At 64.7% G+C, this 9,939-nt stretch carries 10 protein-coding genes; 9 read left to right on the top strand and 1 reads right to left on the bottom strand.

All coding sequences use genetic code 11. The features are described from left to right. The first annotated feature begins 269 nt into the window (after positions 1-269). The 3 genes from C693_RS24240 to C693_RS0112655 all read left to right on the top strand — a co-directional run bounded on the left by C693_RS24240 (position 270) and on the right by C693_RS0112655 (position 1,957). Positions 270-452, top strand: coding sequence for a tyrosine-type recombinase/integrase (locus C693_RS24240; protein ID WP_017462652.1), 183 nt, complete (start codon positions 270-272; stop codon positions 450-452). 126 nt (positions 453-578) lie between these two features. Further along, complete coding sequence (locus C693_RS21760) at positions 579-986, top strand: hypothetical protein (RefSeq protein WP_017462651.1); 408 nt, start codon at positions 579-581, stop codon at positions 984-986. A gap of 119 nt (positions 987-1,105) precedes the next feature. Continuing rightward, positions 1,106-1,957, top strand: a complete 852-nt coding sequence (locus C693_RS0112655; protein WP_017462650.1) for an RES family NAD+ phosphorylase — start codon at positions 1,106-1,108, stop codon at positions 1,955-1,957. Between the two features lie 149 nt (positions 1,958-2,106). On the opposite strand, the gene C693_RS0112650 is transcribed toward C693_RS0112655, so the two are convergent. Beyond that, complete coding sequence (locus C693_RS0112650) at positions 2,107-2,814, bottom strand: transposase (RefSeq protein WP_017462649.1); 708 nt, start codon at positions 2,812-2,814, stop codon at positions 2,107-2,109. A 1,110-nt stretch (positions 2,815-3,924) separates the two neighbouring features. Here C693_RS0112650 and C693_RS0112645 point away from each other — a divergent pair. Genes C693_RS0112645 through C693_RS0112620 form a run of 6 tightly spaced genes read left to right on the top strand, consistent with a single transcriptional unit; the run spans position 3,925 to position 9,935 of the window. Beyond that, entirely contained in the window at positions 3,925-5,058 is a 1,134-nt protein-coding gene (locus C693_RS0112645) for a tetratricopeptide repeat protein (RefSeq protein ID WP_017462648.1), read from the top strand. A 16-nt stretch (positions 5,059-5,074) separates the two neighbouring features. Then, entirely contained in the window at positions 5,075-5,338 is a 264-nt protein-coding gene (locus C693_RS0112640) for a flagellar biosynthetic protein FliQ (protein WP_017462647.1), read from the top strand. 5 nt (positions 5,339-5,343) lie between these two features. Continuing rightward, the gene (locus C693_RS0112635; RefSeq protein ID WP_017462646.1) at positions 5,344-6,105 is read left to right on the top strand and encodes a flagellar biosynthetic protein FliR; all 762 of its coding nucleotides are present in this window, start codon (positions 5,344-5,346) and stop codon (positions 6,103-6,105) included. 3 nt (positions 6,106-6,108) lie between these two features. Beyond that, entirely contained in the window at positions 6,109-7,182 is a 1,074-nt protein-coding gene (locus C693_RS0112630) for an EscU/YscU/HrcU family type III secretion system export apparatus switch protein (RefSeq protein WP_017462645.1), read from the top strand. Beyond that, entirely contained in the window at positions 7,179-9,245 is a 2,067-nt protein-coding gene (gene flhA / locus C693_RS0112625; protein WP_017462644.1) for a flagellar biosynthesis protein FlhA, read from the top strand. Before C693_RS0112630 ends, flhA begins: the two co-directional genes overlap by 4 nt. A gap of 9 nt (positions 9,246-9,254) precedes the next feature. After that, positions 9,255-9,935, top strand: a complete 681-nt coding sequence (locus C693_RS0112620; RefSeq protein WP_026107393.1) for a flagellar hook-basal body protein — start codon at positions 9,255-9,257, stop codon at positions 9,933-9,935. The last annotated feature ends 4 nt before the right edge of the window (positions 9,936-9,939 follow it).

Below are 9,939 nucleotides of genomic sequence, written 5' to 3'. Positions count from 1 at the left end.
ATTCATCGGAGTTCCAGGCTTTTGGTGACAACCTATACAGCGGTCTTGAGAACGCCGGATATCCGAACGCAGATGCTGCATTTCAGGGAAGCTCTGTAACTGGAACTCGCGCTAAAGGGGACGGAGGTAATTAAGTCCTCTCATGCGCGTCGTCGATCCGTTTCGGTCGTCCCCGCTGCTGCAGGGCGCCCAGGAGGTGGCGCGGATCTTCCGCCGGCGCGCCGGCGCGGCTGGAGCACGCGGCGACCATCTCGGGGCATTCGGCGCGGGTGGGCACCGCCAACGACCTGATCAACAACGGCGCGACCACCGCGCAGATCCAGCACGCCGGCGGCTGGCGCAGCGCCGAGATGGTCAACCGGTACACCCGCCGGTCCCGGGCCGGCGTGAACGCAGTGGCCGATCTACGTCGCCTCACCTCGCCGCTTGCGGACGATCCGGAATCGGATTGAATCCGGCCAGGACGGCCTGTTGCGGGACGGTCCGAAGGTGGGTAAAACGTGGGTCAAGCGTGGTTAAGCTGTTCATAAAAGCTGGGTTGCCGGTGTTACACTCTCCCGTCCACGGAGAAATTCACCATGTCCGCTACCGCTGCGACGCTCTTCGACACCATCCCCCAACACGACCTGCTCGGCTTCGGCCTGGGCCCGGACTTCCAGCCACGTCGAGTCGTGGATTGGCTGGATCTCCGCAAGGCCGAGGTCTCTCACCTGGCCGACGTCTCGGCCAACTCGGTGCGCTACGACGAAGCCATTCCCGCCGCCATGCGTGACCGGCTGGAGGAGGTCGCCATCACCTGCAACATGGTGGCCGAAGCGTTCGGCGGCGACTTGGTGAAGACCGCCATGTGGTTCAAGGCCCGTAATCCGATGCTCGGCGACGTCTCACCGCGGGACATGGTCCGTCTGGGACGGTTCGACCGGTTGCGCAAGTTCATCCTCAGTGCCATGAGCGCGCGTCAGGCTCCCCGGGTCGCGGCGGAGTGAAGCGGGGGCGAGGCAAGCAACCACCGCCGGCACACCCGCCTCGTCACGAGTCGGCGGCCGCACGCAGCATCCTCGAGCTCGACCGGTTCTCTTCCGCGGATGTCGAGCGCTGGAACCGCGTGTCCCATGACCTCGACGAATACAGCGATCTGCTCTACTTCGGGGTCGAGCCGCAGCGGCAGCGCTACAAGGCGGCCATCCGCGCCGCGCTGGAATCCGTCGATCCAGTCGCACTGGATCTGCAAGGCTGGGTGCGCCTGGTCACCTACCAGTTCTCGCTCAGTCCGCTGTCGGCCGCCGGCTCCCTCACCGACGTGGGCGGACGCTTCAACGTCGGGCGCGATGTGGACAAGTCCATGCAGAGCCCGTGGCCGGCCCTGTACATCGCCGAGGACTTCGAGACGGCGTTCCGGGAGAAATTCCAATTGCCCTCGGGAGACACCAGCGCCGGCCTGCTGCCCCAGGACCTCGCCCTGATGCCGGGCAGCAGCTTCAGCTGCCTGCAGCTCGACGGCCACCTGGCGCGCATCTTCGACCTGGAAGAGCCCGGATGCGTGGCCGCCCTGTGCCGGGTGCTGGGCAAGATGAAGCTGCCGGAAGAAATTCGGCGCATCCAGAAGCGGCTTCGCCTGCCACCCAACCACGCCTACATGGTGCGCACCTCCGAGCGCCTGCGGCATGACGTGCTGGGGACGAATTGGCGGGTGGCACCGATGCAGTACGGGCTTCCCTCTACCAGCCAGATCTTCGCCAGCATGGTCCGCGATGCGGGTTTCGAGGGGATCCGCTACCCGTCGACCAAAGGCGGCGGTCACTGCATCGCGCTGTTTCCGGATCGGCTGGTCAGTGAGCAGACGCGCCTCGAGCTTCATGACTCCGCGCCGGCCGAGATCAAGCACCGCTCACTGTCGATGGACAACGCCGATCAGTTGTGTGGGTGGGAATTGCTTCGGCCCAGCCAACGCCCCTAGTCCAGGGGAGTCGCCCTCGCTGGTGCGTGGTCTGGTCAACCGGCTGGCATCGATCGATCCGTGCCGCCCAAGCCGCGTGCGTAGCACGTCCAATCGCCGGCCAGCGGAAGCGTCTGTTGCATACTCCGGCCTAAAGGGGACGGAGGTAACTAGGCCCCCTCAGCTGCGTCGTTCTGTCGTTTCGGTCGTCCCTGTGGCCGTGCTGCCACCGAGCGTCCGAGAGCCCGCTCGACCAGTGCCTGGAACGTGCGGTCGCCCAAGGCGCGTTCTTTCTGAAGGTGCTCGCGGATGTGGAGCAGGTCGTCTTCGCTGACGCCTTGGCGTAGCCATTCACCATAGGCCTTGGCGCGAACGGTCGGGTCGCAGTCCAGCGCGAGGTAGGCCGGGTGCGGGGTCACCAGCGGATCCTCCTGCAGTGACAGGTTGGCGTGCACGCTGGACCAAGGGAACTGCTCGGGTCGTTCGACCATCGCGGCCCGTACCGGGTTGAGCTCGATATAGCGATAGACCGTAAGCAGATAGCACTCGCTGTCGACCAGGCATGACTTGAAGCGCCCCTGCCAGAGCGTGCCGCAGCGGCGGTGCCGCCGGTTGAATGCTTGCACGTAGCACTGGCCGAGGTTGCGCATGGCCCGTGATAGCCCGTCGCGTTGGGGTGAGGTGAGCAGCAAGTGCACGTGGTTGCCCATGAAGACGTAGGCATGAACGGCGATGCCGTGCTCCCGGGTCGCTTCGCCGAGCAGTCGGTAGTAATGCTCCCGGTCCTCGTCGTCGACGAAGATCGCGCAGCGATTGACGCCGCGCTGGGTGACGTGAAGCGGGATGCCGGGAAGTTCCAGTCGGGCTTGGCGAGGCATGCTTCAGTATCACTAATTGCCCGGCCGTTCGCTGTCGGTGTTCTCGTCGAGATCAGGTGGGATCTCCGGAAAATTAGGCGCGGTACTCGCCGACTGAAGTGGGCGCTGATATCGATTGGGTCGAGAAAGGAACGATCGTCGCTAAACCCTGGCGGCGGAATGTGGATTAGTCCAGGAACGCATTGCCATGGATAGGACCGGTGCCTCGAAGACCTCGATGTGAACACCCGCATATTCCGCAGCACGTCATCCAGCGATCCGCTCCGGGGCGGTCGCTGTTTGAAGGTCATTGCGACGTCGACCTCTATCTCTCCCTGATCGGCGAGGCTTGCATCAAGCAGGGATGCGATTTGCATGCATACGCGTTTGCGACTCATGAGGTTCGGCTGTTGATTACCGGAAGAGCGGAGGGGGCAGTGACTGCGATGTTGCACAGCTCCGCGCAGCAGTTCACGCGTTACGCCAATCGCCGTGATCGATCACTCGGCACGCTCTGGTATGGGCGTTACCAGTCCTGCCTGGTCGGTGGCGCGAAGTACGTTCTCGATGCCTGTCAGCTTGTCGAGCAAAGTGCGAAACCCGCTGTGGCGGACGGCAGTGCTCGGCACGCTCCGTGGTCGAGTTACGCTTGCCACGCACATGGCCAGGCGGTCCCTTGGCTCACACCTCATGCGGCATACGTGCAGCTTGGTATGTCGGAGAGCGAGCGGCAGATTCGGTATCGACAGAGAGCCCTCGGCTCATCCGAAACCGGTGCGTCGTTGCTCCGGCACACCCAGCAGGGCTGTCCTTGGGGAAGCGAGCGCTTCCTGCAAAAGCTGGGTCGAGCGATGGGGGAGTTACCCTCCCCTCGGCCACGAGGACGCCCGCGCAGGGTACTTGGCACCATGCTGAAATCCCTGTCCCTTTTTTTCTTGACAAGCTGGGCGACGGTTGTACAGACTCCCTGAGCGCCTTCGCGAAGCTGCTTGTTCAGGGAAGATCGGTCGGTGCGTACAGGGGGATGCCGAGCTGCTTGGTCCGGCGTCAAAGCAGTAATCCGATACCCATGGAATGTGAGGCGCGACCCACGATGGTCAGCGCTCGCGGTGGGGTGCGGGAAGGGAATCGATGTCGCAGTTGGACCGCTTGCGTCGCTATTTTCAGGATGATCCCGGCAACGTGGATCTGGCTTGTGATCTGGCCGACAACCTGCTCGTTTCAGGTGAGGCAGCCGAAAGCCTGGAGGTTCTCCGTCGTCTCCCAGCGCAGGCACAGGCGCTCCCTGTGGTCCGCTTCCGGCAGGCACGTTGCGCGCTGGTTTCCGGCAACCTCGGGCGTGCTTCTTCGATCCTCACAGCGCTCCTCGCCGACGGCGTGGATAACCCCGCCGTACGACACGACCTGGCTTACGTCGAACTGATGCAGGGGCACGCCGAGGCGGCTGCTACGGTCCTGGCGCCCTGCCTGCAGGGCGACGTCACGCCAGATGCAGCGTTGTGCCGGCTGCAGGCGCGTGTGATGCATTGGCAACATGCGCTGGATGGTGCGCTGCAATGGGCGGACCGCGCTCTCGAGCAGCAGCCGGGCGACGCTGAGACTCAGGCGCTGCATGCGCTGATCCTGCTCGACATGGATCGAAACGAGGAGGCGGCTCGCGCCGCCACGGTGGCCAGAGCGGATGCGCGAGTGTGGCCTGATGCTGAGTTGGTCATCGGCACGCTCGCGCTATGGAGCCAGCGACTCGACGAGGCCAGGGAAGCTTTTTCCCGTGCGGCGAATTCCTCGCCCGGCCAGGGCCGCGCGCTCTCCGGTATGGGGCAGGTGCTGATGCTCGCTGGCGACATCGCGGATGCGACCGGTGTGCTGGAGCGGGCCGTGCAGGCCATGCCTGGGCATATCGGCACGTGGCATGCGCTGGCCTGGTGCCGACTACTCGCTGGGAACATCGATGCAGCGCACGCCGCTTACGATCAGGCGTTTGCGCTGGACCGCAGCTTTGGTGAAACCCACGGTGGATTTGCCGTCATCCACGCCTTGCGCGGTGAGCGTGAAGCGGCCGAGGCGGCGCTGACCCGCGCCCGCCGCCTGGACCCGAATGGGCGTAATGCCGTGTACGCCCAGGCCCTGCTATGGCTGGATGAGGGGCGAGACACCGAGGCAGGTCACCTGGTTTCGAACGTGCTTCAGCGCACCCCGGGTGCGCCAGCGGTGGACGGTCTAGCGTTTCTCCAGACCCTGCGTTCGCGCACGGCGCCTCGCTGATCGGGAGCTACCGGGCATGGATGCCGATACCGCGATGCACCTGCTGGCACAAACGCTGCTCACCGCAGCCAAGGTGTCTGCGCCGCTGCTGATCGCGACCCTGGTGGTCGGCGTGCTGATCTCTATCGTGCAGGTGGTCACGCAGATCCAGGAAATGACTCTGACCTTCATCCCCAAGCTGGTGGTGGTCGTGGTGATGGTGCTGGTGCTCGGCGCCTGGATGATGTCGGTGATCGTGGCTTTTGCCCGCCAGATGATCGGCCTGGCGGCAGGGATGTGAGCGTCATGACGGGCCTGGAAACGACCGTGGGGCGTCTAGTGCTGGCAGGGGCCCGCTTCGCGCCGGTGGTCGCCTTGCCGGCCCTGACACCGTTCGCCTTCGTGCCTGGTGTGATCCGCATGAGCTTGCTGCTGGCGTTGAGCCTGCTGGCGGTGGGGATTGCACCGGCAGGTGCGCCGGTGATCGGCATCGACCAGCCTCTGGGCTTCGCCGTGGCTTTGCTTGGTGAGTTGGCGATGGGCATGGCGTTGGCGCTCGCGGTGCTACTGCCAGGCACTGCCGTCGCTTTCTCTGCTCGCGTCGTGGATATCCAGTCCGGCGCCGCCGCCATCAATATCTTCAACCCGACCGTCAGGGCGACCGAGTCGATGGTCGGCACGGCGATGCGCTGGACGGTGACGATGAGTTTCTTCGCTGCCGGATTGCACCTGTTCGTGTTGCGTTGGGTGCTCGCTTCGATGCGCTTTGCTCCATTGGGAAGCGCCGTCTGGGTGCTGTCCCCGGCCGCTTTCGTGGACCTGCTCGGTGGCCAGTTTCTGCTTGGTTTGGCGGTCGTCGCTCCGGTCATCCTCGGCTTGCTCGGGGTCGACACGGCCGTGGCCTTCGCCAGCCGATCGATGCCGCAGGCGAACATCTACTTCGTGGCCTTGCCGCTGAAGATGGGTGCGACTCTGCTGCTGCTGGCGGCGGCGCTCCAGTATGCCCCGGAATTGATTGAACGGGTCTTCGTGCATGCCTTTACGGTGATTTCCCGGGGGGCGCAGTAGGCCATGTCCCAGGGCGAAGAGAACAAGACCGAGCAGCCGACGCCGTTTCGTCTGGAGGAGGCGCGCAAGAAGGGGCAGGTGCCGCGCAGCGCCGAACTGGGCGGGGTACTGGTGTTGCTTGCCTTCTGCATCGCGATGGCGGTAACCGCACCGCGTCTGGTTCGTAGCGCGGCCGATGCGGTCACGCGATGTCTGCTCCTGTCAGGAGATGCCCCCCTGGCAGGTACCTCTCTGGCCCGTTGGTTGGGGACGACCTTCGCGCCGGTGGGCCAGGCGCTGATACCGGTGGTGCTGGCGACGGTCGTTGTGGCGGTCGTGGCCAATCTCATCCAGACCGGATTCGTCTTCAGCAGCCATCCGCTCAAACCCGACTTCACCCGCATGAACCCGGCGCAGGCGTTCAAGCGTCTGTTCGGGCTACGCACGCTCTGGGACATGGCCAAGCTGGCGTTGAAGATGGGCGCGATCGGCGTGCTGGCCTGGTGCGCACTTCGCGGGATCACGCCGATGGTAGGGGCGGTCGCCTCGGGCTCGCCGCATCGTCTGCCGGAATGGCTGGGATCGGTATTGGGCCGCGTCGCGACCTGGATGCTGGTGATCCTCGGTTTGCTGGCGCTGCTCGACTTGGTCTTCACGCGCCGCGAATACCTGCGCAAGCTGCGCATGAGCCGTCGCGACATCAAGGACGAACACAAGCAGCGCGAAGGTGATCCGGATATCCGCGCCAAGCGTCGCCGCATGCTCTCCGAGCTGCTGAAGCGCTCCCGTTCGATCGGACGCGTACCGGAGGCGGACGTGGTGATGACTAACCCGACCCATGTCGCAGTGGCACTGCGTTATCGGCCACGGACCATGCGCGCCCCCATTGTGCTGGCCAAAGGCACCGATCGCGTGGCCGAGCGCATTCGAAAGCTCGCCGTCCGCCACGGTGTGCCGATGCTCCGTTCGCCTGAACTCGCGCGGGCATTGCTCCGTGAGTGCCCGATCGACCACCCGGTACCCGACACGCTGTTTACCCAACTGGCGCCAGTGTACCGCTGGCTGATGTCCCGTCCCGGCAACCGGATACGCTCATGAGCTCGTTGTTCCGTCAGATGCTGACTGGCAAGCGCGACATGGCGCTGGTCCTCGGGATGATCGGGATTCTGGTGATCCTTTTCACGCCCATTCCTGCCGCGTTGCTCGATTTCCTGCTGGTGCTGAATTTCAGCACGGCCTTGCTGGTGTTGCTCATCACCTTCTTCACCGATACGCCGCTGAGCTTCTCGACTTTTCCGTCGCTGCTGCTCATCACCACGCTGTTCCGGCTGGCGCTGAACATTTCGGCGACTCGCCTGATCCTTGGCCACGGCGCAGCAGGACAGGTTATCCACGCGGTGGGGGCCTACGTGGTCGGCGGCAACTACGTCATCGGCCTGGTGGTGTTCCTGATCTTGGTAGTCGTGCAATACGTGGTGGTGACCAACGGCGCGCAGCGCGTCGCGGAGGTGGCCGCCCGTTTCACCCTGGACAGCATGCCCGGCAAGCAGATGAGCATCGACGCCGACATGAACATGGGGTTGATCGATGAGCATGAGGCGCGACGTCGACGTGCCCAGATCGAGAAGGAAGCAAACTTCTACGGCGCGATGGACGGCGCGACCAAGTTCGTCAAGGGCGACGCCATCGCCGGCATCATCATCATCCTGATCGATATCGTCGGCGGACTGACCGTCGGCATGGTGCAGCAGGGTATGGGGTGGGGTGACGCGGCCCAGCGCTACACCTTGCTCACCGTGGGTGACGGCATCGTCACCCAGATCCCTTCGCTGGTCGTCGCCGTCGCCACCGGCATCATCATCACGCGCGCCGCTACCGACGCCCAGCTTGGCACCGAGATCGGGAGGCAGGTGCTCTCCAACGCCAAGACGTTGGGCATCGTCGCGCTGGCACTTGGCGGCCTGCTTGTGTTGCCGGGGCTGCCGGCCTGGCCGGTGGCTGTGGTGCTGGCCTTGGTCGTCGGCGTCGCCTGGATGGCGTCCCGCGCCACCCCGGAAGAAGAACAAGCGACCACTCCTGTTGCCGAAGAGAATGCGCCCAAGAAGGCCGAGGAGGATCTCTACCGGCTGTTGCAAGTGGACGCAATCGAGCTGCGGCTGGGCCACGGGTTGGCATCGGGCCTGCGCGAAAAGGGTATCGATCTGGGTGAGCGGATCGCGCTGCTGCGCAAGCAGTTCGCCCTGGATTTTGGGTTCGTGCTTCCACCGGTCCAGCTGCGCAACGACCGGCCCGTCGGGGAGTTCGGCTACGAAATCCATCTGCATGGCGCACGCGTGGGGCAGGGGGAGCTGGAACTCGATTCCGTGCTGGCCATCAACTCCGGTGGCAAGCGCGCACGCCTGGAAGGCGTCGAGACGCGAGATCCCGCATATGGCCTGCCCGCGCTCTGGATCCATCCTGATCGACGGCAAATGGCGCGCGGCGCGGGCTACACCCTGGTGGAGCCGGACACGGTACTGGTCACCCACTTGAGCGAGCTGTTCAAGCGTCATGCGGCGGATCTGCTCAGTCGTGCGGAGACCGAACGTTTGGTGCAGCGCTTGCGCGAGCAGCAGGCCTCGCTGGTCGATGAGCTGGTGCCGGGCGTGATGTCCTACACCGACGTTCAGAAGGTGCTGCAGTTGCTGCTGCGCGAACAGGTCAGTATTCGGCACCTGGACAGCATCCTTGAAGTGCTGGTCGATGCCGGCAAAACCCTCAAGCAAGCCGAGGAGCTGACCGAGCGCGTGCGCGAGCGGCTGGGACCAAGCATCTGCCAGAAGCTCGGCAATGCGCAGGGCGAGCTTCATGTGATGACACTCGCTCCGGAGTTGGAGCGCTCCATTGTCAGCGCCGTTCGGCAGCGCGAGGGTGCCTCGTTGCTGCTTAGCGACGCGGGGCAGCTCGAGGCGCTGCTCGGCAATCTCGCGCGACAGGCCGAGGCCATGATGGGACGCAATCTGCTGCCGGTGCTGCTGTGCCCGGGGAGTGTGCGCCGCCCGGTCCGCCAACTGCTTCAGCGCAGTCTTCCCCACATCGCCGTGCTCGGAGTCAACGAAGTGCCCACCCATGCGGTGGTGCGCGCCTTCGGCACCGTCGCACTTTCCCAAGCCGCAGCCTGAGACGTACGCATGGATGCCACCATCGCAAGCATTACCCGAGCACTCGGTCACGATGTCGACGCACTGAATGTAACCAGCCAGAACGTCGCGAACCTTCGCACGCCAGGTTACCGCGCACGTCAGCTGCTACCCGACTTTTCCGCTCGTTTGGCGGATGCCGCACCGGTCAGCATGTCTATGGCCGACGGCCCCCTGGAAGCTACCGGACGCTCCCTGGATGTGGCGCTGCAGGGCCAGGCATTCCTGACGGTGCAAGTTGGCGGCAACACCTTGCTCATGCGAGCGGGGCAGCTGGGTGTCGACGCATCCGGGCAACTGGTGGACCCGCAGGGTCACCCGGTGCTTGGCCAGGGCGGTCCTATTCACGTGCACGGTGCAGATGCCAGCGTCGGTGCTGACGGCAGCGTGCGTGACGGAGGCAAGGTGATCGACCATCTCCGCATCGTGGATATCACCCAGCCAGAGCTGCTGCAGGCCGCCGGCGACGGCCTGTATGCCTATGCCGGCGACACCGCGGACTGGAACGGGACCCTGCACGTGGGTGAGCTCGAACAGTCGAACGTCGACCCCGCTAGCGAGATGGTCCACCTGATGACGCTCACCCGGCATGCGCAATCGCTGCAGCACGCCATGCAGGCCTACGACGAGGTCATGCAGGCCGGGATCAACCACCTTGGCGAGAACAGCTGAAAGG

The organism is Dyella ginsengisoli LA-4, from assembly GCF_000334915.1.
GTDB lineage: Bacteria > Pseudomonadota > Gammaproteobacteria > Xanthomonadales > Rhodanobacteraceae > Dyella_A > Dyella_A ginsengisoli_A.
The sequence above is the reverse complement of the archived record's forward strand: the minus strand, read 5'-3'. Positions and strand labels throughout refer to the sequence as shown.